Origin of the sequence: Oceanicaulis sp. UBA2681, assembly GCF_002354675.1 — a bacterium.
Lineage (GTDB): Bacteria > Pseudomonadota > Alphaproteobacteria > Caulobacterales > Maricaulaceae > Oceanicaulis > Oceanicaulis alexandrii.
On the sequence record NZ_DEMB01000016.1, the window covers coordinates 588112 to 608946 of the forward strand.

The 20835-nt window shown below is 58.3% G+C and carries 18 protein-coding genes and 1 tRNA gene; 11 read left to right on the plus strand and 8 right to left on the minus strand.

What is annotated here, in order from left to right; all coding sequences use genetic code 11:
- The first annotated feature begins 21 nt into the window (after positions 1-21).
- From B3M53_RS14180 to B3M53_RS14195, 4 genes are all read left to right on the plus strand, one after another.
- Complete coding sequence (locus B3M53_RS14180; protein ID WP_040705221.1) at positions 22-456, plus strand: TerB family tellurite resistance protein; 435 nt, start codon at positions 22-24, stop codon at positions 454-456.
- A gap of 72 nt (positions 457-528) precedes the next feature.
- Positions 529-861 (plus strand): ferredoxin FdxA, encoded by a 333-nt coding sequence (fdxA, locus tag B3M53_RS14185; protein WP_286800813.1) that lies wholly within the window; start codon positions 529-531, stop codon positions 859-861.
- Positions 862-1145: 284 nt separating this feature from the next.
- Positions 1146-1664: a CarD family transcriptional regulator gene (locus B3M53_RS14190; protein WP_022700321.1), complete on the plus strand. Its 519-nt coding sequence runs from the start codon at positions 1146-1148 to the stop codon at positions 1662-1664.
- A 183-nt stretch (positions 1665-1847) separates the two neighbouring features.
- Positions 1848-2753 (plus strand): RNA polymerase factor sigma-32, encoded by a 906-nt coding sequence (locus tag B3M53_RS14195; RefSeq protein WP_286800814.1) that lies wholly within the window; start codon positions 1848-1850, stop codon positions 2751-2753.
- A 3-nt stretch (positions 2754-2756) separates the two neighbouring features.
- Here B3M53_RS14195 and B3M53_RS14200 read toward each other — a convergent pair whose 3' ends face one another.
- The 4 genes from B3M53_RS14200 to B3M53_RS14215 all read right to left on the minus strand — a co-directional run bounded on the left by B3M53_RS14200 (position 2757) and on the right by B3M53_RS14215 (position 9133).
- Complete coding sequence (locus B3M53_RS14200; RefSeq protein WP_286800815.1) at positions 2757-3548, minus strand: hypothetical protein; 792 nt, start codon at positions 3546-3548, stop codon at positions 2757-2759.
- Between the two features lie 55 nt (positions 3549-3603).
- Positions 3604-5715 carry a TonB-dependent receptor plug domain-containing protein gene (locus B3M53_RS14205; protein WP_286800816.1) on the minus strand — a complete coding sequence of 704 codons (2112 nt, stop codon included), beginning with the start codon at positions 5713-5715 and terminating at the stop codon, positions 3604-3606.
- Between the two features lie 84 nt (positions 5716-5799).
- Positions 5800-6210, minus strand: a complete 411-nt coding sequence (locus B3M53_RS14210; RefSeq protein ID WP_286800817.1) for a hypothetical protein — start codon at positions 6208-6210, stop codon at positions 5800-5802.
- Positions 6211-6346: 136 nt separating this feature from the next.
- Entirely contained in the window at positions 6347-9133 is a 2787-nt protein-coding gene (locus B3M53_RS14215) for a TonB-dependent receptor (RefSeq protein WP_286800818.1), read from the minus strand.
- Positions 9134-9368: 235 nt separating this feature from the next.
- On the opposite strand from B3M53_RS14215, the gene B3M53_RS14220 reads away from it, so the two are divergent.
- Positions 9369-10421 carry a phytase gene (locus B3M53_RS14220; protein ID WP_286800820.1) on the plus strand — a complete coding sequence of 351 codons (1053 nt, stop codon included), beginning with the start codon at positions 9369-9371 and terminating at the stop codon, positions 10419-10421.
- A gap of 582 nt (positions 10422-11003) precedes the next feature.
- Positions 11004-11999: a tyrosine-type recombinase/integrase gene (locus B3M53_RS14225; protein WP_286800821.1), complete on the plus strand. Its 996-nt coding sequence runs from the start codon at positions 11004-11006 to the stop codon at positions 11997-11999.
- Between the two features lie 20 nt (positions 12000-12019).
- Here the strand turns inward: B3M53_RS14225 and B3M53_RS14720 are convergent, their stop codons facing one another.
- Positions 12020-12232, minus strand: coding sequence for a helix-turn-helix transcriptional regulator (locus B3M53_RS14720; protein ID WP_349678846.1), 213 nt, complete (start codon positions 12230-12232; stop codon positions 12020-12022).
- A 75-nt stretch (positions 12233-12307) separates the two neighbouring features.
- Here B3M53_RS14720 and B3M53_RS14230 point away from each other — a divergent pair, with 75 nt between their 5' ends.
- A complete protein-coding gene (locus B3M53_RS14230) occupies positions 12308-12931 on the plus strand; it encodes a hypothetical protein (RefSeq protein ID WP_286800822.1) in 624 nt (207 codons plus the stop codon).
- Between the two features lie 109 nt (positions 12932-13040).
- Positions 13041-13700, plus strand: a complete 660-nt coding sequence (locus B3M53_RS14235) for a hypothetical protein (protein WP_286800824.1) — start codon at positions 13041-13043, stop codon at positions 13698-13700.
- Here the strand turns inward: B3M53_RS14235 and B3M53_RS14240 are convergent.
- The 3 genes from B3M53_RS14240 to B3M53_RS14250 form a co-directional block, all read right to left on the minus strand.
- Entirely contained in the window at positions 13667-15985 is a 2319-nt protein-coding gene (locus tag B3M53_RS14240) for a ThiF family adenylyltransferase (protein ID WP_286800826.1), read from the minus strand. The genes B3M53_RS14235 and B3M53_RS14240 overlap by 34 nt on opposite strands.
- On the minus strand, positions 15978-17075 hold the full coding sequence (locus B3M53_RS14245) for a hypothetical protein (RefSeq protein ID WP_286800827.1): 1098 nt from the start codon (positions 17073-17075) through the stop codon (positions 15978-15980). The genes B3M53_RS14240 and B3M53_RS14245 overlap by 8 nt, the downstream gene beginning before the upstream one ends.
- Before the next feature lie 235 nt (positions 17076-17310).
- A tRNA-Arg gene (locus B3M53_RS14250) sits at positions 17311-17387 on the minus strand.
- An 81-nt stretch (positions 17388-17468) separates the two neighbouring features.
- On the opposite strand from B3M53_RS14250, the gene B3M53_RS14255 reads away from it, so the two are divergent.
- The 3 genes from B3M53_RS14255 to B3M53_RS14260 all read left to right on the plus strand — a co-directional run bounded on the left by B3M53_RS14255 (position 17469) and on the right by B3M53_RS14260 (position 20570).
- The gene (locus tag B3M53_RS14255; RefSeq protein WP_286800830.1) at positions 17469-18023 is read left to right on the plus strand and encodes a hypothetical protein; all 555 of its coding nucleotides are present in this window, start codon (positions 17469-17471) and stop codon (positions 18021-18023) included.
- Between the two features lie 76 nt (positions 18024-18099).
- On the plus strand, positions 18100-18369 hold the full coding sequence (locus B3M53_RS14750) for a helix-turn-helix domain-containing protein (protein ID WP_414690722.1): 270 nt from the start codon (positions 18100-18102) through the stop codon (positions 18367-18369).
- The gene (locus B3M53_RS14260; RefSeq protein ID WP_286800832.1) at positions 18366-20570 is read left to right on the plus strand and encodes a DUF5906 domain-containing protein; all 2205 of its coding nucleotides are present in this window, start codon (positions 18366-18368) and stop codon (positions 20568-20570) included. The genes B3M53_RS14750 and B3M53_RS14260 overlap by 4 nt, the downstream gene beginning before the upstream one ends.
- Positions 20571-20835 lie beyond the last annotated feature (265 nt).

Sequence of the window (20835 nt, forward strand, 5' to 3'; positions counted from 1 at the left end):
ATCAAGTTTTCTGGATTGATCATGTTTGAAACCCTGAAACGCCTTTTCACATCCGCAGAGCCCGCAGCCCGGGACGCTCTGACCCCGGAAGTGTGCACCGCCGCGCTGATGGTTGAAGCTGCGCTCTCAGACGGCATTTACGCCGATGTTGAGGAAGCCGAGATCGTATCCGTGCTTCGCACCGGTTTTGACCTCGATGAAACCAAGGCCGCCGAGGTGTTGCAAGAAGCGGAGGAACTGGCGGAAGCCGCCGTGGACCATCACCGCTTCACACGCGTGGTCAAGCAATTGCCGCGCGATCAACGGCTCACGATCCTGACCGATCTGTGGCGCGTGGTCCTTGCGGATGGCGAACGGGACGCGCATGAAGATGCATTGATCCGACGCTTGGCGCCGCTGCTGGGCCTGTCAGATCGTGACCGCGCCGAAGCGCGGCAAGCCGCCTCGGAGCGTTGACAAACGCCCTGCAGGGGGCCATGTCCCCGCCAACTTATCGTCTCTTATTCCTGTCCCGAGGCCGCCCGAGCGATGACCTATATCGTCACTGACGCCTGCATTCGCTGCAAATTCACCGACTGTGTCGAAGTCTGTCCTGTGGACTGCTTTTATGAAGGCGAGAACATGCTTGTCATTCATCCTGACGAGTGCATTGACTGCGGCGTCTGCGAGCCTGAATGTCCGGTTGAAGCCATCAAGCCGGACACGGAAGACGATGCAGACGGCAAGTGGCTGGCGCTGAACTCAAAATACGCCACCGTCTGGCCGAACATCACGGTGCGTAAAGACCCGCCTGCCGACTATAAAGAGTTCGAGACCATCATGAACAAGCTGGAGAAATACTTCTCCGAAAAACCGGCTTGAAAATCTCTGATCTCATTCAAAATCTTAGCGATCGGTTAACCGCGCTCCGCGTGCGGAATAGACACGACTGCGCATCAAGTTGAGTTTTTGCAGTTTTTCTGTTATGATCTCTGTCTTCGGTAAGCGCACAAGCGCGTATTCCGGGACAGCAACCGCCTTGATGTAACTGTATCATAGAAAGTCCGACCGCTGATCTTCCACTTAGATCAGATCGGGTTTTCGTGTGGTCTATTCTGACCCGCAAACATGACCAGTTCGGCAGGCTTTGGACGAGAGGGCCTCGTATGACCAAGAAATCCGCCAACGATAATAAGACGTTCAAGAAAAGCGACTATGTGGTCTATCCAGCCCATGGCGTGGGCCGCGTTGTGGGCGTCGAAAAAGAAAGCGTCGCCGGATTTGATATCGAGGTCTACGTCGTCTCCTTCGAGCAAGACAAAATGACCCTGCGCGTGCCGACCGCCAAGGCGACCGATGCGGGGATGCGCCCTCTGGCCAGTGACGATGTCCTGCAGAACGCGCTCAAAACCCTGAAGGGCAAGCCCAAGGTCAAGCGCACCATGTGGAGCCGCCGCGCCCAGGAATATGAAGCCAAGATCAATTCCGGCGATCTGATCTCCATCGCGGAAGTCGTACGCGACCTGCACCGTCAGGAAGATCAGCCCGAGCCGTCCTATTCCGAGCGCCAGCTTTATGAATCCGCGCTCGACCGCATGGTCCGCGAAGTGGCGGCGGTTGAAAAAGTCGATCGCGAGGAAGCGCTTGAGCTTCTGACCACCACCCTGACCAAAAAAGCCGCCTAAACCCCGCTTCGTCCCGTCAGGACATTCACAGTTCAACGCCCCGCCAGAACGATCTGGCGGGGCGTTTTGCGTTCCACCCCAGCAAATTGTGAACTATCACATCAGAGCGTGATCCAGGTCCGGGCATCGTTCGTATAAGCTCATGAACAAGTTAGTGGCCCATGCGAAACGAAAGCGAACAAGATGTCACAATCTGCGCCGACTCGCTCCGCCCCATCGCGCTCCGTCGACCCTGATCGGCGTTATATGAAGCAGGCGATGGATGCTCCTTTGCTCGAGCGTCAGCAAGAGCTGGACCTCGCCACCGCCTGGAAAGAAAAGGGCGATGAAGAGGCGCTGCATGCGCTGACCACGGCCTATATGAGGCTGGTCATCTCCATCGCCGCCAAGTTTCGCAATTACGGCCTGCCGTTCCCCGACCTGGTTTCGGAAGGCAATATCGGTCTGATGCAGGCTGCCGCGCGCTTCGAACCGGAACGCGAGGTTCGCTTCTCCACCTACGCCACCTGGTGGATCAGGGCCTCCATTCAGGATTACGTCCTGCGCAACTGGTCCATTGTGCGCACCGGCACCACCGCGGCCCAGAAATCATTGTTCTTCAATCTCCGCCGTCTGCGCTCCCTGATCAAGGACACCAGCTCTGGCGCGCTGACACCGGAAAACCGCGCCTATGTGGCCCAGGCCCTGCGCGTCGGCGAAGACGATGTGGAGAAGATGGCGAGCCGCCTGGCTGCTGTGGATCGCTCCCTGAACGCCCCCTTCACTGAGGATGGTGAAGGCGAATGGCAGGACTTGCTACAGGATGACAACCCGGACCCTGAAACGCAGGTCATGGAAGGCCGCGACCAGAACCAACGCGCGCAATGGCTCGGCCAGGCGCTGGGCCGGTTGAGCGAGCGAGAACAGCTGATCATCCGTGAGCGCCGTCTGGGCGAGAATTCTGTCACGCTTGAGAAACTGGGCGAACGTCTGGGCATCTCAAAAGAACGGGTCCGCCAAGTGGAGCATCAGGCGCTGAAAAAACTCAAACAATATCTGACCGAAGTGGTCGGAGACCCGGAAGAAGCCGGCCTGATCCCTACCGACTGACGTTCAAGGCAAAGGTGTCGGGTCTGGCGCATCGAGGATTTCGATCTGCGCCGGACTCGACACATGGATCATGGGTCCATTCTCTGCATACAGCCAACCTCGTACGCGAATGACGGCGCCCTCCAACTCGGCCGGGTCCGAAAGCCCCTGCGCTTCAAACCGCTCGCGGTCCGCCCGGTTCAGGCTCACCGTGAAATCTGTGCGCCAATTCAGGCCAAAATTGAGATAGAGGCGGCCATTGCGCGCCTCTCCCACCGCCACGACGCGGCCTTCAATGATCTGGGCGCTGTCGAGTGTCTGGGCCAGGCGATCGGGGTCCGGATCGCGGATTGTAAAATCACCGCTGCCCCAAGCTCCCTCTGCGGCCAGTCGCGCTTCCGCTTCCAGCGCATACAGACTATAGGCGCGCTCGTCCGCGCCAGGTCTGGGCCAGACCATCGCCTGCCCTGAGCGAACCATGTCCGCGTCGAGGTACGCCTCACCCTCCATCCGATCAAACAGCGCCAGAACCACAGCCCGGTCATATCGGTCGCGTCCCGCCTCTGTTTCAATCAGCATCAGCGCCGGCCCTGCTTCATCAAGAAGACGTTGAAGCTGTTCACGGGAGTCTGGCGTCTCCGCGCCTCGTATTCCTGCAAGCAGGGCGGTTTGCCGTGCGCCCTCTTCATCCAGATAAGTGAAGCTGTGGCCCGAGCGCGCACCCAGAGGCGCGACGCTCGAAACCTCGGCCCGTTCCGGCGCATGACAGGCTGACAGGCTGGCCAAAACCAACACGCAAAGCGCGATTTTGAGCATTTAGAACTCCCCCAGAAGGAGAGCATACTGCCTGTCAGCCTCACAAGGTCAAAGCCTAGAAGCGAGTATTGAGCCGCAACCAGACCCCCGCGCCGGCGCCCGGCAGACGTTCGCCAACGGGCACGCCGAGACCTGAATTGCGATTATAGCCCGCCAGGTGATCGCGATAGGGCTGGTCGAGAATGTTCTCGACGCCCGCAGACAGGCTGACCTGATCATTGACCGCCCAGCGCCCGTAAGCGTTCAGCACCACATGACCCGGAGTTTCCAGCTCGCTGTTCTCAGCGGACACCTTGTCCTGCTCGGCGACCATGAGCGTTTCGACGGTCGCGGACCACACCGCCTGCTCATAGGTGGCGCTCAGGAGCAAGCTGGCGGGGGTGATGCGGTAGAGGTCATCGTCCACATCATCGCGTTCGCCGCGCACATAGGTCAGCACGCCGTCCAAGCGCCAGCTCGGCGTCAGGACCAGGCCGAAATCCGCATCGAAGCCGTACAGCCGTGCGTCCACATTGGAGAAGCGCAAGGGCGTCGGGTCCCCGTTCATCGCCGACACCATTTCAAGCGGCGTATCGGCGACGCCGGGCGTATTTGGATCGGCCGGAACGCCCTGGATGTAATCATCGACCCAAGCGACATAGACGGTCGGCCGCAGATACGCTCGATCCGAAGCATAGTCGAAACCCGCTTCAAGGCTCGTCGCGACTTCCGGGTTCAGATCCAGCGTCCCCACATAGGTGTTGCCGTCCGCCAGACCGCCAGACGCTGTGATCGGAAGCCAGCCATAACGTTCAACCTGCCCGGCGACGCGGGATTTGCGCGCCAGCGCGCCCCGCAGCGTCAGGGTTTCTGTGACGGGCCGCGCAAGGCGCAGCAGGCCGTCCACCGTCACATCATCCCAGGAGTGATCCGCCGAAGAGAACGCCGCCGCCAACATGCGCGGCCCCATGGGCAGCGCCGCTCCGAGAGACGGCTCACCCGCATCTGCGTCATGAGCGTCAAGCCGTACGCCGGCATACAGCTCGTAAGCGGAGAGCGGCCCTTCCCATTCGGCATAGACGCCCGTGCGCGCCAGCTCCACATCAGGGAATGGCGTGACGAAAAAATCCGCATTCATCGGATTGGTGATGGTGGTGTCATGGCGAATGTCTGCGCGGTCCAGTCCGAGACGCAAGACACCGTCACGCAGGGCGCGTTCCGCATCGAACCCGAATGTCACGGTTTCAGAACTCGCCAGAGTCTCTCGCAAGCGCATGGGCGCCGGCGCCGGGCGTTGATCAAAGTTGTTCATCGCGTGATCGACGCGCGCATGCTCGGCGCGCACTGACAAGCTCCATGCCTCAACCTGCGTAGTCAGGCCCAGACGGCTTGTGGAGGTGTCCATATAGCGAATGTCCATGGGGAAAGGCGGGTTACCCGTCTCACCGCCTTCCTGGCGCCGGAAATCCGCCGTCACTTCAGTGTTCGCGGTCAGGCGCAGGCCATAGCCCATACCGTAGACATCGCGCGCATGGCCGGTCCCGCTCAGGGTTCCATAGGGCGTGTCTCGATCCTCACCGCGCTCTGTGGATGCGATCACTTCAAAGCGCTGACGATCCGTCGCAATCCCGGCTACGCCGCCGACGGCATAGCTTTCATCCACGCTGCGCACGATGGAGGTGATATCCGCGCTCAAAACGGGGCTGGTGGTCTCGGCATAGTCGACATGCTTGAACACCGCGTTCACGCCCGCGCTCAGGGACGGCCCCTGGCTCACCGGCGCCGGGCCGCGTGTCACTTCCAGCCGCTCCAGCAAGGGCGCCGGCGCATAATGCAGCGGCGGATCCATCAGGTTGGGGCCGCCCGAATGGAAGGCCTGCCCATCAAGGCGAACAGCGACACGCGCGCCATAAAGACCGCGATACTGGACCTGACCCGATAGCGCGCCGTTATCCACGAGCGCCGCGCCAGGCAGGCGCGCGGCGAGACCGGCGGCGTCCGGCGCCACCGCGGGCGCCAACTCGGTCGGGACGGCGGTCGCATCCGGAGACAGGGGCGAACGGCCCGTAACGGTGATGACATCCACCCAGCGTGGATTGTCAGACTGGGGCGCAGCCTCGGCTGTTGAGGTTGAGGCGGCGGCGGACAAGGCGAGCGCAGACGCGCCCGCAAACAGGATGACAGACATGGTTTCTCGTTTCACAGAACAGATTCCGCGCCCGCCCCACGGGACAGACGCCGACACGCGCCTTCCGGCGCGGCGAGGAGAAGATCAGCTGTAAAACGGAGGCGCGCGCAGCCCGACGGGAGGGCCGGTGGGCGTGCGAGGGCTCGCCTGGTCAATCCGCACACACACGGGCTCGCACTGGATCGGTGTTCGGTGCGCCAGGCGCGGCGCGTCTGCAACCAGCGCCGCAACATGCCCCAGCGCGCAGGCGACGCAGTCATAGGGTTCAAAGCCTGATGGGTGGTCCTGTGGCTCTTCCAGTCCGGTCAGTGCGACCAGTTCGGCGATCTGGGCGCGGGCTTCCGCGTCCAGCTCCATCGCCAGCGTGCCGCACAGATATTTCGCCTCATCAAACCCTGCGGCATAGGCCGTCGCCGCCATGGACGGCCACAGCGCCTGCAAGGCGATGAAGGCCGCCGCAATCCGGCACAGGACAGGGTGAGACGCACGAAACATGACTGCGCTATAAGACAAGCTCGCCTTTTTTGGAAATACCCGGCGCGCGACATAGTGCAGCGGACAGCAAAGCGCCCCGGAGCTATTCGCTCCGGGGCGCTTGCAGTCCATGGGGCGTCGTTAAAGACGCTCAGGCCTAGCCGCCAAAGGTGTAGCGGAAGCCGAACTGGGTCTGCCAGCCATACTCTTCATACTGGGAGTTCAACTCAACTCCGCCATCGCGGAAGGCCGCACGGAACGGCTCGTCAAAGGCGTTCTTGAAGTCGAAATACAGACGCAGAGTATCGGTCAGATCGTACTTGGCGGAGAAATCAATCTGGGTGTGTTCCAGAGCGATCCGGTCTTCCGCCGCTTCGCCGCCCAGCTCATCAATGAAATCGTCGCGATACGACAGCGCAGCGCGCAGATCGAGACGTCCGTCATCATAGCCAAGCATCAGGTTGAAAACGTTCTGGGACTGCAGCGGCAGCGTGATCTCACGGCCATCCGCCAAGGTCGCTTCGGAGTCCACATAGGTGTAATTGGCGCCGATGATGGTGTGCTGCAGAACGCTCGGCAGCATGGTGAGCGCCTGCTGGTAGTTGAACTCGAAGCCCAGCAGATCAGCCTCGTCAATATTTGCGAATGTGGTCAGCTCGTTGATGTCTGCGCCATTCAGCTGGCCCGGATTGTCATCCACAAAAGTCGCGATCAGATTGTCGATCGACTTGTAGAACACGCCGCCGGAGATCACAGCGTCTTCGGTGGGATAGTACTCCACCATCAGATCAAAGTTCTGGGCCTGCTGGCGATCGAGATCCGGATTGCCGGCTTCGGCCTCGTCATCATCGTCGATGACGATGCGCGGCGCCGTCTGCGCCAGGTTCGGGCGCGAGATCGAAGCGTAGTATGCACCGCGCACGATCACGTTCTCGGACGCTTCATAGCGCAGGTTCACGCTCGGCAGCCAGTCGTTGTAGGCGTTCTCGGCGCTGACCGAGGTGACGCTCTCAAGATCTTCGTCGATCTGGTTGCCAGTGGTGTCAAACTGGGTGTCTTCAACCCGGACGCCCGCAACGATACGAAGGGCGTCGATGTCCACAGAGCCCATCAGATAGGCCGAGAAGACATCTTCCGAGGCGGAATAATCATCCCCGGCGCTGGCGAACAGCGTATCGGTGTCATCGAGTTCGAAATTGGCGCGGTTGGCGTTGAAGAAGCCGCGAACCGTCTGAGGCACGGCAGCCGGACCGAACTGACCCAGCGGATACTCCACCGACGATGCGAAACCGGCCAGGGTCAGGTCATCGCCGGACCCGTTGTCATAGCCGCCATACACCAAGGCGGTCGCATCATAGGACTTCTCACGCGTGCGATACTGGACGCCGCTCTTGATGAAGCCGAAATACTGTCCGAACGCCATGTCGCGCTGAACGTTGAACTGGAAGGACCATTCATCGTCCTCTGCAACGCCGTTCAGGAATTCGAGACCATCAAACTCATAGTTTGACGCATCCAGATAGGCGGCCTCAGCGGCAGCGTCGCCGAAAATCACTTGCGGCAGCATGGCGTCGTTCACATTGACGCCGAAAACGCCCTCATCGAACTTGGCGCGGAACCCGGTATCGATCCGGTCGGGCTCGGCTTCTTCGGCATAGGCGTAGGCCAGCTGGTAATCGAGCGTCCAGGGACCGGTGAAGGTCTCGCCGCCCACAGCGATGGCGTAGATGGTCTGCTCTTCCAGACGATCCTTGATGTCGCGGTCGACTTCGAACTCATCGCCCGTGGACGCGTCAAAGAAGGCGCCGCCGCCAGACGAGCTGTCGAGATAATCAGGGTCTTCAAACTTGTTCTCGACCCGCGAGCGATATTCCTGATCGGAGAAATCGGAATAAGTCGAGCGCAGATAGAGGTTCGTGGATTCAGTGGCGTCAAAATCGAGATTGAAGACCACGGAGGTGCGTTCGCGCGTGATGTCGTAATTGCGGTTCTCAAACTCACCCGGGAACGGAACCGACACGCCCGTTTCCCAGCCACCATCCACTTCGGCGTTTTCCGAGCCGAACTTGCGGAGCTGGTCGGAGATTGACAGAGCGACGCCCAGACGGCCATCCATGAAGTTGTCCGCGAACGTCAAAGAGCCGCGATAGCCGAACTCTTCCACCACGTCCGCATAAATGCCGCGCAGGCTGAGCTGCAGCAGGCGCTCGTCCTGATCCAGGCCCGAAAGCGTCTCGATCTCGATATTGCCGCCAATGGTGTCGCCCGACATGTCCGGGGTCAGCGACTTTGAAATCACGATCGAGGACAGGACATCGGAATCGATCACATCGAGCGGAACCTGGCGGTTGTCCGCTTCCGGGGACGGCAGGCGCACGCCGTTCACCGTGGTGGTGTTCAGGTTCGGGTCAATGCCGCGGATCGAGACGAAGCGGCCTTCGCCCTGGTCATTGAGCACGTTGACGCCCGCGATGCGGCGCGCGGCCTCCGCCACGTTTTCGTCAGGCAGGCGGTCCACAGCGTCGGCGGACAGAACCGAAATGAGACCTGCTGCGGCCCGCTGTCGGTTCAGCGCGCTGGTCAGCTGACCGCGCTGACCGATAATGAGAATATTGTCATCGGCGGCGACGTCCGCGCCCAGCACGAAATTGGTCTCGACCTGATCGTCGGCGCTGATCAGGGTGACGGAGCGGGTCTGGGCGTCCGCGCCCAGATAATCCACCATCAGGGTGAAATCACCTGCCGGGACATTGCTGAGACGGAAGGAGCCGTCGCGCGCGGAGGACACCGTCTGACCGGTCTCGGAAATCCGGACAATGGCGCCCTGAAGACCGACCGTTCCGGTCGATTCTGTCACACGGCCGGTAATCTCGCCCGCCTGGGCCGCCCCCGCCGCAAGCGCCATCATGGACGCCGCACCCAGCAAACTGGTCATACGCTTCATCTGAAAGTCCCCCGACATATATCAAGACGCAATAAGTCACGCGCAAACCTGCACGCTGATAGGAAGGGGTTATGAAGAGCTCTGGCGACACTTTCATGTTGCGTGGAACACGGCTTTGTGTCGGCTGTACGCACTCAATATGACAATGCTTGAACGCGACTTGTCCAAGACAGGACACTCCCTTTATGCAAGCTGCCGAGAGAACCGGTTCAGTCCGACAAAAGGGGGATGCGTTATGCGCGCGACAGTTTCTATGCTCTTTGTGACAGCGTGTGCAGGCGTATTGAGCGCCTGCTCAGAGGCGCCAGGTCCGAGCCTTCCACGCGTCTCTGTCCCCGCCAGCATGGAAACAGCTGCGGTCGCCGGCGCTGGCGACGCGGCGGATGATCCCGCCCTGTGGCGCGCCACAAACCCGGCCCAGTCGCGCATCCTGGGCACAGACAAGAAAAGCGGGCTCTACGTTTACACGCTGGACGGGGAAACCGCCCAATACCTGGCCGCCGGGCGCATGAACAATGTCGATGTGCGCTATGGGTTTGAAGCCGGTGAGGAGACCGTGGACATCGCGGTCGCCTCAGACCGCACCAATATCGCGTTGGCGGTCTTCTTCATCGATCGTGAAACGGGAACGCTGAGCGCGGCGCCCGGCGGGGTCCTGCCGCTCGATTTTGTCGACCCCTATGGCCTGTGCCTGTATCAGCGCCCGTCCGATAACGCCCTGTTCGCCTTTGTCACAGAAGACGACACCGGTCGCCTGATGCAGCAACGCCTGTGGTTTGAAGATGGCGCCATGCGCAGCGAAACCGTTCGCAGCTTCTCTCTGGGAACGATCACCGAAGGCTGCGCCGTCGATGATCAGACAGGCACGCTCTATATCGCCGAAGAGAATGTGGCGGTCTGGATCTATGACGCAGAGCCAGATGGCGGCGAAGCGCGCACCAAGCTGGCGGATGTGAACTCTGACAGCCTGATCGCCGATGCGGAAGGCGTGGCCCTGTGGCCGCAAGACGGCGCGGCGCCCTGGCTCGTCGTCTCCAGCCAGGGCGATAACGCCTATGCTGTCTTCAACACCGCTGACAATGGCCTGATTGGCCGTTTCGAGATCAATGGCGGCGAAATCGACCGCACCAGCGAGACCGACGGCATCGACGTTCACGCCCTGCCTTTGCCTGGCTACCCAGAGGGCGTGTTCCTGGCGCAAGACGACGCCGAAGACACGGGTGGCCAGAACTTCAAGCTTGCAGACCTGGCGGCGGTCCGCGCTGCGCTGACCCAGGCGCCGCAATAAGCATTCGCCGGGGTGACGCGCCCGTCATCCCGGCTTATTTTCCGCGAGCGTGTCCCCGTAGCTCAGCAGGATAGAGCATCAGATTCCTAATTAAGTTCAATGGCTTAGATGGATTTGGATCTAGATAGCTCGGCTTCCCTTTTTTAGTGGTAAAAATACCGGTTAATTGGACGACGATGTATGTATCCGCAGGGACTTTGACACGTCGCGTTACCATTGCGCTCCAAAGGCTTTCGGTGCGTTACAAGTTGCTGCGAACGACTTGGAAGAGCTTTGAGCAAGCTCCCATACCGCTACCAGGCTGTTCGCATTGCTACAACGACGCCATAGGAAGGGGCTCCCCATAACTGATCGGGAGACCCATATTGTCGCTTCAGACACCAATCAACGCGCCCACCTCTTTGAAGCTCAAGCTGACAACGGCTGCTATCCAGAAACACCTTGTTCCACCGCTCACGGCGGGCAAACCGACTGTCCTTTACGACACTGAGGTTACCGGTTTCGGAGCCTACAGAACGTCCGCCAAAATGCCTGGAAGTTTCTTTATTCACTTCCGCATCGGCAAGCGGATGAGAAAAAAAGGTGATTGCTCGCGTATCTGAGATTTCCGTCGCGGACGCCCGGGCAGAAGCCATCGAGCTCAAGCTAGCGGGACGCAAAGGCGAAGACCTCATTCAGGCACGAAGGCTGGCGGCTGAACGCGGGCTCACTCTGGGAGATGCCTATCCGCCTTACTTGGAAGCGCTGAAGCGCAAAGGTGGCTCACCGCGGACGTTCAGCCAGTACAAGTCCAATTGGAAGCTCTGCCTGTTGCCCAATGCCAACAGACCGCTGGCGCAGATCACTAAGCACGACCTGCGAAGCTGGCACACCAGCTGGGGCAAGCGCGGGCCGACCACAGCGAACAAAGCTCTGGCCCTGTTTCGTGCGATCTACAATCACGCCATAAGGACCACTGATGGCTTGCCACCAAACCCTGCCATGGCAATTGACCCGTTTCAGGAACGGAACTCTCAGCCCGTCTTGACTTGGGAGGCGCTGCCGGAATGGCTGGATCTTGTCGATCAGCTGGAGAACCCTACGAGAAGGGCGTTCTGGCGCTTCGTTCTTTACTCGGGCCTTCGCAAGAGGGACGCCTGCACGGTCCGTTGGGATGAGGTCTTTGAAGACCGTGTTCACCGGCCCAATCCAAAAGGGGGACGGAACAAGGCCTTTGACCTACCGCTATCAAGCCAGCTGAAAGCGATACTCGCGGATGCTCGTGAAGCGCACACGGTGTTCATGCCGAACTCACCGTTCGTGTTCCCAGCAGCGCGCAGTGTGGACGGCCACATTGAGCGCACGAGCGAGAAGACGATCCCTGGAGTGACCCCACACGTGCTTCGGAGAACATTTGCGACGGCGTGTGTTGAAGCGGGCCTGGACCCATACACCACGAAGCGCCTGCTCAATCACACCACTGCTCGAGGTGATGTAACGGCGCTGTACGTGAAACCATCGAGCGATTTTCTCTTGGAAAGCATGGGGCGAGTGAGCGACTACATCGACCGGAAGTCAGGCAAACCTGCAGTGCCCTAGCCTAAGGAGCTCGCCATCTTTTAGCCTCGCGGCTTCAGAAGCTGCCATGGTTCAACATCGAGAGCTGTGGCAAGCCGCGAGAGGACGCCGACTGTGGGGTTGCGAACGCCGCGCTCTATACCGCTGATGTAAGTCCGATCCATACCCGCATGGTCGGCGAAAGCTTCCTGGCTAAAGCCTCGCTCGCGCCGCAAACGCTGGATATTAAGGGCAAGGACGTGACGCAACTCCATCGGACTTGCGTCTACGGTTGATGACTAAAATACCACGGGTTATGAGTCACAATCGATGTGAGCATCGAGGGTGGCTTGAAGACTCTTTCCGACTACGGCCTAGACGGGCGGGAGGCGCTGGCCGGTGTCATCCGGCAAACCGCCTATCGCGACCTAGCGCAGGCTGTTGCCTCTCTTACAATCTTCAGTCATCCGGACACCGTCGCTCAAACGGGTGCACGAGCCCTGTTCCCTATCGTGCGCGATGCCCGACGGCGTGGAGAGACTGAGGAACGAGAAGGGCGGATTATTGGGTTTGATGACAACAAGGCACCGACAGACGCATTTTTGTGGGCCAACGAGATTAAGCGGAGACCACAGGACCTTCAGTTCAATCATGTCTATGCGCTCAGTGACGATGTGGAATGCTACACCAACCTCGCCAACCTCTGCGTCTCACCCGCGTTTCTTGCAAAGCTGACCGACACCAATCCGGAGATCACAGAGCTTCTCAAATTCCGCGTGTTCGACCTTTATGGCTGGTATCCGGATGGGACCCGACCGCCGAATCAGCCTGATCGCTATACCAAGTTGGAATGGTCCGATACTCTTCCTGTAATTCGAGGTGTTGGGGCGGTAGTGTCGGATCAACTAGCTCGAAGGTCAGACCGTACCGCCAGGATGATCAGTGTGACGGGCTGGCTGCTCAGTGAATCGTAGGCGCAATCAAGCATGGACCCTCGCTTCGGCTGGATGAAATATGCGGGTGACTTCAGATTGTTAAACGGTACGCGGCAAGTGAGAGACTATTGGGACATGGGACGCTGACGTGAAGTTTGAGGCCTACGACTATATCGGTGTGATCGTGCCCGGATCGATCCTGGTCGTGACTGCGTCGCTCCTCTTCCCTGAGTGGACGTCCTTGCTTGGGGCTTCCATAACGCTTGGTGATCTGGGTTTGGTCTTAATCTTGGCCTTCCTCGCCGGACATTTGCTTCAAGCGGTTGGCAATCTGTGGGAGACCATCGTTTGGAGTGTGATGGGTGGAATGCCCTCGTCATGGCCTGCAAGGGTCAAGACGCTCCTACTAAGCGATGACCAACTCAATCGGTTGGACGAGCGGCTTCAAGCAGACTTCTCGATTGATCGAACCGAGCTTGCGGATGGACGCGCTATGATCCGAGAAATCATGGTCCGGATAAAACGACAAGGCGATGTAGAGCGGATTGAGCGATTCAACCGGAACTATGGTTTGATGCGCGGCGTTGCTGCGGGGTTGCTCGTGGCTGGCCTACTTGTCCTAGTGCTGGAGAGCGAGTCCTGGCCGATCGCTGTAATGCTTGGCGTGGCTGCAGGTGTCGCAACTTACCGAATGGTGCGGTTCGGAATCCACTACGGACGCGAAATGTATGTCGAGTACTTAAGCCTTCCAGTTCCCGATACGCAGCAGACAGATCAATCCAAAGCGTCGTCAGGCTCCAAGACATAAAATCGATCAGCGGACACCCCCGTAATCGCCATCAAGGTCGGTAGACCACGTTGCGCATCCTGATCGACAAAGCGGTCAAGCGTTTGACGGTCCGTTTCGGATGCCGTGGCGCTGGAATTGGGGTGGGAATGCCAGGTTCCAACTACGCCAATCCTATTGAACGTGCGCCGGATAAACGCGCGCTCCTGCCCGGTTCGTCCAGACCGAGCGAGATCTATGCGAGAGGGCCCAGCTTTGCTTCCGGGAGGCTCCGGCGAGGCATAGAGGACATAAATGTCCGATGTGGCTTCGTCGATTACGCCATAAAGATACCCGCCAGTTTCTGAGGGGCTGTTCTGCTCACGCTGAGAATGCATGGCGTCGAGGGCGGACTGCACCACCACCACCCGCCAATTGCGAAGATCGGCGACATTCTTAAACGCGTGAACTGGCTCCGGTTCAATGACACGCGTCTCTTTGGTGAGACCATGTTCGTCGATCTCGTGGAGCAGGACGGCAGGCTCGGACGTCTCGCCGAGCCGCGACTTTGCAAAAGCAAATGCGGTCGACGCGTGAGCGTCGACTTTGTACGCGGGCATGCGGGTGGTCAAAGAGCGGCACCCGAATCCGACCAGCAATTCTTCGTCCTTGAACGTGCGCGATTGTTCATATTCCAACCATGCGCGGATTACAGGCTCCTGGTGATGGAGCGCAATGAGCTGGTGGTAGAGGCAAGCCAGTGTTTGGGGGGCGCCTGTCTCGGTGATGAAGGTGACGCCAAGGCGGCCTTTATGAAAAACCTCAGAACGCACAATTGGACGCGCGCTCCATCTACGATGCGAGAGCCGCGACCGAACTTGCGGCTCGGCTGTTAGGTCGATCACGACCTCGGCAGCTTTGATTTCAGCGTCGAGCGTCTCCGTTGAAAGAAGGAGAACGTCCTCTGAGCGAGCGGCTACCGAAGCGTCCTCAGATCGAAGCTGGACCAAATCACGCGCAATCTCGCTCTTGCGTTCCCTTACATAAAATAGGTCGGCCTGGTGTCTCGCGACATTGTGAGGCAAAAAATAATCCTCATCGATCACGCGAATTGCACGTGTCCCGCCGCGACTTGCGTAGTTAAGGAAGGCCGAACCCAAGGCTCCAGCACCGATGATCAATGGCGATGGGAGAGGCTTTTCGCCTGAGACGGCCGACAGCGTATCGGCTGTCGCCGGCGCGAGACCGATGAGATCTCGAACGGTCGTCCCGATCGCCCAGCAATCATCGACAGACGATCCGCGTTCAAGGTAGAAAGCGCGAAGTTCGAGCGACCGCGCGGTTTCGTTTTCGGCAAGCCCGGCGATTGTCGGGTCGAGCGGGCTAGGGCGCCAAAGGCCGACGACAAGGACGAAGGCCCGCCTATCATTAGGAAGCTTGTCCGGTACGCGTACCTTTGGAGAGCTGTCGCCGAAATAGAGGCCCACTGTTACCGCGGCTTCCTCTGCGGCGCCCCACAATCCGGCCTCTTGCAAACCGACCTTCAGGCTTTTCATATCCCGCCAGCGATTAAATCGGGGGACATGGTCTATGCGCGACTGCTCGGGCCAGCAAAAGATGACCGGAATAGCTGCACCGAACGGACTGCCAGGTGGCGGGCCGTTGAGCATCTCATGCTTTGCGGCCTTCCGCTTGGTCTCATCCGCCGTGTCGATGATCGGCGTGTCAGCTCTAAGGAGGACGTCTTGCCCATTTCCGATTCTCACATGGGCTGAAAGGAAGGCGTAGCCTCCTTGGGGAAGGCTTTCTGCATGGGTTTGCAAGGCTTTCGCGTCTAGATAGCCGAACGCCCAGTTTTTCGAAAACCCCAGCGGAACAGGATCCCATCCATCGTCCGACAGAGCGCCAATTTTGGCGTCAGCAAGCCAGTCGCTCAGCCTGAGCAAAACACCTTCAATACCGGTGCGGTCGTAAATGGCTTGAACGCCGGAGCGGGCGAGGCAGAGCCAAGCCGGGTCATCGTCCGCAGTCGGATTAAGGTGTGGCAAATCTCTTGGAAAGTCAGCCCGACCACTATGAACCCACGGGGCTCGGCGCCCAACTGCGTCCAAAGTCTGATAGATCAGCCGGATCGGCTCCACGTCGAGAATGGGGGCGTCAGGCACGCCGTCCAATAGCTGGTCAGTCCTAAAATCAAACTGGATTTCGATCCTGTCGTGCTCGTCTCCTGCTAGCACGACAGTCCCATCAATAACCGCCGGGAAGCGCTTGATCCGCGCAAGCTCCCAAAGGATTTGACGCGGCGGCGTGTCGTCTTTTTCAGCCATATCCGCCGCCGCCAGCAGACGCAGGCGTCGCGCCTGCGGCAGCCCCTGTGCCGGCGATGCTCAGCACAGGCCCTAAGCTGGTCAGTCGAAACACGATATCCTTGGCTTTCTCGCCCTTCTTTCCCGCCGTAACACGGAACCTGGAGCGGACGGCGTCGTTAACTGCCGCGCCTTGAGCGAGCATCTTGTGGTACCTGTCCCTAGCTAGAGGGTTCGGCGGCGTCTTCTCGGTAAACTTCCGAGAGCTCGAGACAATGTGCGGAGAAGAACCGACAGGGTTGTTTAGCCCGTTATAGGCGTCGTCTGACCACTCGAAGCTTTCCTTGCCATCTTTCTTCACTGCGCGCCCCATCGAGTGGCGGGAACAGTGATGAGGGGCGAGAAGAACGTTCCAATTTTTCTGATCGAAGTTGTAGTCGTGGTTGATCCGCTCCCACACATCGACGGTCGAATCACCACCCAGGACGATCTTCGACACCTTTCCGCCAACCTTGACGGACCACTGAATGACCAAGCTAGACGGGTTGGAGCTGTTTTTCGGCTGGTCGCCGGTTGCCTTCGGGATATCGGCTTCTTCAACCGTTGGCGCGAGCAGCCGCCATTCGACACCCGGGGCAAGGGACTCTGCCGCTCCGTTTGTTGCCGTAAGGATCCGAAGCCGGTTACCAGCTTTACTGCCAGCTGGCGTACCCATCAGGGCTTTTCGGCGTGCAATTTCATCAAGAACAGGTTTTGAGGTGTCGGTCGTATAGTTTGGATCAGCGGCGTAGGGGGAGCACCAGATCTCATCCACAACAATTGAGACGTCGCCTTCGTCCGGATCGGAATCCCGTTTATCCGGATCACCGAGGTGGAAGACCTCACTAAAGCCTAGCAGGTGGTCTTCATCGGGATGGGTGAGCACAAAAACATCCAACTGATCGTTGTCGCAGGCGTCGCGAATAGTCGGCGCAAAGTCATTAAAGTCGTCATCATCATCCGTACACCCGGCCCTGTAACGGATGTCTGTCATCACAGTTTTTCCATGCGCCTCAAGTAGCACGGCGTCCCCGTTGTCGACTGAGAAAAATGTAATCTGGTGTGTTGTCATGGCCAGCCTGTCCTTACATCACGATCCAGAACATATTGGAAACGGAGAAGCGCGGCGCAAGGGCTGAATCTTAAAAAGTTCAGCATATGTTCTCTGGATACTAATTTCACTTTCCAACTATGACCTGAGTCCCGCGCCGCCCTCAATTGTGATGAGATTCCACTGGTCGGCAGTGGCCTGCATCGATCCAATTTTGTTGGATTTTGTCCAACGTCCTGTGACGTCCGACAAGCGGTGGTGTCCCCGGCAGGATTCGAACCTGCGACCCCTAGATTAGGAATCCAGTGCTCTATCCGACTGAGCTACGGGGACTGAACCAAGACGAATATCGTATGCTAGCGGCTGATACCACCAAGCATTTCGGATTGAACGGGATGTTGCTATTATCAGACGATGGAATGGGACGATTTTCAACGGGCAAGTCAGCTGGGTCGCGCAAACTTGAAACGCGCGGCAGCAGACCTCAATTATGCTCGCGAACTCGCTGGTAAAGCACTCGCTATAGAAGACGGCTGGAACCGGCGCGGGCGGGCGATACAGAAGCCGTTGAAGTGCCTGTTGAAAGCAATTCGAGCCCAACCTGAAGAAGTCGTCGAACACCTCAATGCACTAGGTAATAGCTTCGGCCGGAATGCAGATCTCAACGATGTTGAAATGGTGGTGCGCGAGGCGCTCGACCTAATGAGCATGGATGGGCGCAAGCCACTGCCTATTCGTGGGGCAGTCCAATGGCTACTGATCCACTATCACGGACAAGGCAACCAGATCACCAATACACTTTATGGTCCCGACGGTGTTGCCGATCGACCGAGCGCTTGTGTCAAGTGGCTTGTCGGAGAGCTCGGAAAACTCAGGCCTGGTACTCACGAGGGTGAAGTTTATGACCTCCTTCGCAGTCGAGAGCTCAAATCCTTTTTAGCAAACTTACAAAAACCCGGCGCAGTCTGAGGTCCGGTTTCCGCTCAGTGCAACAAATGCTTCGAGTGAAGAGGTTTGCTCCTCCATTAACCGGCGGAGCAAAACAATGGCATTCAAGACACAAACGCCGACTCACAATCCAAGCGATCCTGATGGAGCTGCAATAAGAGGAAGCGATTGGCTGACGACAAACCAGCTTGCTCGATTGCTGCAGATTTCACCATCAACTTTAGAGAAAGCTCGTTCAACGGGACGAGGTCTATTCGCGCGACTAGCCTACAGAAAATTGGGCCGAAGCGTCCGCTACAGCCGCGACGAGGTCTTGGAGTTTTTGAACTCCACCCGTGTGGAAGGCAATCGCGGGAGGCTGTCATGAGCTACGACATCATCAAGGCCGTGAAAGCCGAAATCAAAACCCGGGGCTACGCTGAGACAGCCCGCGCGCTCTTTCCGAACGCAGTCTCTCAAGGAGACACCGTCGTGATGGGCTCCATTCAGGCTGAGGCAGGTGAAAGCCTGAAGATCAATACTAAAAAAGGCTTCTGGAAGGACTTTGCGACGGGCCAAAAAGGAGGTGACCTAATTGCGTTGTGGCAAGCGCACCGTGGAGTAGGCACGCGGAGCGATGCGGCCTGCGAACTCGCCACCAAGCTGAGCATCAAAATTGGCAAAGCCAAAGCGAAAGCTCAAGATCGGGCGCTAATACCGGTCCCCACAGATGCAACTGGCCCGAACCTAAAGTTGGGGCAGTCGTTCCCCGGCAAAAGCAACTACAAGCTGGTGAGCTCATGGCCGTATCACACTGAGTCTGGGGATATCGCGTTCTATCGCCTTCGCTTCGAAGACGGGGCCAAGAAGCTGTTCACACCATACTGCTGGTTTGGCAAAGAGTTGAGCTGGCGGATGAAAGGCCCAGGTTTAGATCGACATCCGCTTTACCGAGTGCATGAGCTCGTTTCACAATGTGACAAGCCGGTCCTGATGGTTGAAGGCGAGAAGACCTGCGACACTGCGGCTGAATTATTCCCAGACCATATCTGCATCACCTGGGCAAATGGCGCTGGGGCGGTTGGTAAAACAGATGCAACGCCGCTAGCCGGTCGTGATGTCGTGCTCTGGCCTGACAATGACGAGGCTGGGCGTAAAAGCGTAGAGGCATGGTCAAATCAACTGGCGAAAGTCGGGGCAAAATCCCTTGCTGTAGTCGATCCATCCTCTGTCGGGGTCGAAGGCTGGGATATTGCCGATCCTGCACCGGATGGCGTGGATCTTCACTCACTGCTGACAGATGCCAAGCCCATCAAGCTGTCCGACATCCGAACATTTAACGCCTTGAGCATTCAAGAACTTGCAAAAAGACTGATCTACGTCGGAGGCATTGAAATCCTAGTCGACACAGTAACGGGCCGCAGGTTTGAGCTACGCGACTTTGACAATCTGTTTCGACATGTCGACAGGAAGCCTTCAACATCGCTCTTGGAGGATCGCGACTTCCGGAAGGTGGAGGATGTGGTTTTTCGCCCGAAGGGTGACCGCCCAATCGTAAGCCTCGGCGATGGGATGCGTGGGCTAAACACTTGGCTGCCGACAGACGTGCAGCCAGAGGAAGGCTCTGCATGGCCTTTTGTGAGGTGGGTGCGCCGCCTTTGCGAAAACAAAAAAGAGGCTGAGACGCTGATCCGCTGGCTAGCGCATCTTATTCAAAGGCCCAATCACAAGATCAAGTATGCTGTCGTCCTGGTGGGCGGACAGGGCACCGGTAAGAGCCTTTTGGCTCAAACTATCATCCGGCTTCTTGGGCGCACCAATTGCGGCACAGTGAACCCGACCCAGCTAAAGAGTCAGTTCAATCCCTACATGGATTCTCGCATCCTAAACGTGGTGGAGGAAGCCATCGACTTCGGTAGGCTCGAGGTTTCGAATAAGATGAAGGAACTAATCACTGAGCCTAGGGTTGTGATCGAAGATAAATACAAACGTAGCTATGAGATGGAAAATTTTGTCCACTTCATGTTTCTGACGAACCATTCAAATGCGCTAATTTTGGCGCCAGATGATCGTCGCTACTTCGTTGTGAACACTAGGCGGCCAAGACCGTCGCCAGAGTACTTCAAGCGGCTCGTAGCGTGGCGTGACCGCTCGCTGGGCGTCATTCTGCACTATCTGCAGAACGTCGATCTCTCCAAATACAACCCAGACGCCGCGCCACCTTCGACGGCTGGCAAGGAGATCATGATCTCCCAGTCGATCGATGAGCTGGAGGCGGTAATCACTGAGAAGATCGCGAACTATGAGCCCCCCTTCGAGTGTGATCTGATTGATCTTCGGGCTATCCAAAAATCCCTGAGGGCCGAACTGCCCAGCGAGGTTCGAACAACGACCAAGCGTATCATCGCAATATTTCACGAGATCGGGGTAATTTCCCTTGGTCAGAAAAAGGGACGGCTGAACGGGCGTGATTTTCGGGCAAGTCTTTGGGCGTGCCGGAATGCGCAGCACTATCAAGATATGAGCTCTCAGGATTTGCTGGACCGCTTCAATGGCGCCGGACCGGCCACCGAAAAGCTTCCGATCTAGGTGGCGCATTCGCTGAGTGTCGGGGCAGTGGGATAGGCATCTAGGTATGGATAAGTTCAAAATATAAACCCACGGTCATTATCCATAGCTAGATGCTTAGACCTATAGGTCTGCGTATCTGGCTCTCAATGCCATCGGGTTCCGCGAATGATTGGTGGTGCCAATTGGGTGCCCGTTGCATCCCAGAGCTTCAACAGTGCACCGGAGTATGGACTCGAAGACCTTTTGCTCAGGCCGAAAGCCCTCCGAAATTATGCCCTGGTTA

Bases quoted from the DNA above. Each gene is read 5' to 3' on its own strand.
- B3M53_RS14180 (WP_040705221.1), top strand. From the start codon at position 22: ATGTTTGAAACCCTGAAACGCCTTTTCACATCCGCAGAGCCCGCAGCC.
- fdxA (WP_286800813.1), top strand. From the start codon at position 529: ATGACCTATATCGTCACTGACGCCTGCATTCGCTGCAAATTCACCGAC.
- B3M53_RS14190 (WP_022700321.1), top strand. From the start codon at position 1,146: ATGACCAAGAAATCCGCCAACGATAATAAGACGTTCAAGAAAAGCGAC.
- B3M53_RS14195 (WP_286800814.1), top strand. From the start codon at position 1,848: ATGTCACAATCTGCGCCGACTCGCTCCGCCCCATCGCGCTCCGTCGAC.
- B3M53_RS14200 (WP_286800815.1), bottom strand. From the start codon at position 3,548: ATGCTCAAAATCGCGCTTTGCGTGTTGGTTTTGGCCAGCCTGTCAGCC.
- B3M53_RS14205 (WP_286800816.1), bottom strand. From the start codon at position 5,715: ATGTCTGTCATCCTGTTTGCGGGCGCGTCTGCGCTCGCCTTGTCCGCC.
- B3M53_RS14210 (WP_286800817.1), bottom strand. From the start codon at position 6,210: ATGTTTCGTGCGTCTCACCCTGTCCTGTGCCGGATTGCGGCGGCCTTC.
- B3M53_RS14215 (WP_286800818.1), bottom strand. From the start codon at position 9,133: ATGAAGCGTATGACCAGTTTGCTGGGTGCGGCGTCCATGATGGCGCTT.
- B3M53_RS14220 (WP_286800820.1), top strand. From the start codon at position 9,369: ATGCGCGCGACAGTTTCTATGCTCTTTGTGACAGCGTGTGCAGGCGTA.
- B3M53_RS14720 (WP_349678846.1), bottom strand. From the start codon at position 12,232: ATGGAGTTGCGTCACGTCCTTGCCCTTAATATCCAGCGTTTGCGGCGC.
- B3M53_RS14240 (WP_286800826.1), bottom strand. From the start codon at position 15,985: ATGGCTGAAAAAGACGACACGCCGCCGCGTCAAATCCTTTGGGAGCTT.
- B3M53_RS14245 (WP_286800827.1), bottom strand. From the start codon at position 17,075: ATGACAACACACCAGATTACATTTTTCTCAGTCGACAACGGGGACGCC.
- B3M53_RS14255 (WP_286800830.1), top strand. From the start codon at position 17,469: ATGGAATGGGACGATTTTCAACGGGCAAGTCAGCTGGGTCGCGCAAAC.
- B3M53_RS14750 (WP_414690722.1), top strand. From the start codon at position 18,100: ATGGCATTCAAGACACAAACGCCGACTCACAATCCAAGCGATCCTGAT.
- B3M53_RS14260 (WP_286800832.1), top strand. From the start codon at position 18,366: ATGAGCTACGACATCATCAAGGCCGTGAAAGCCGAAATCAAAACCCGG.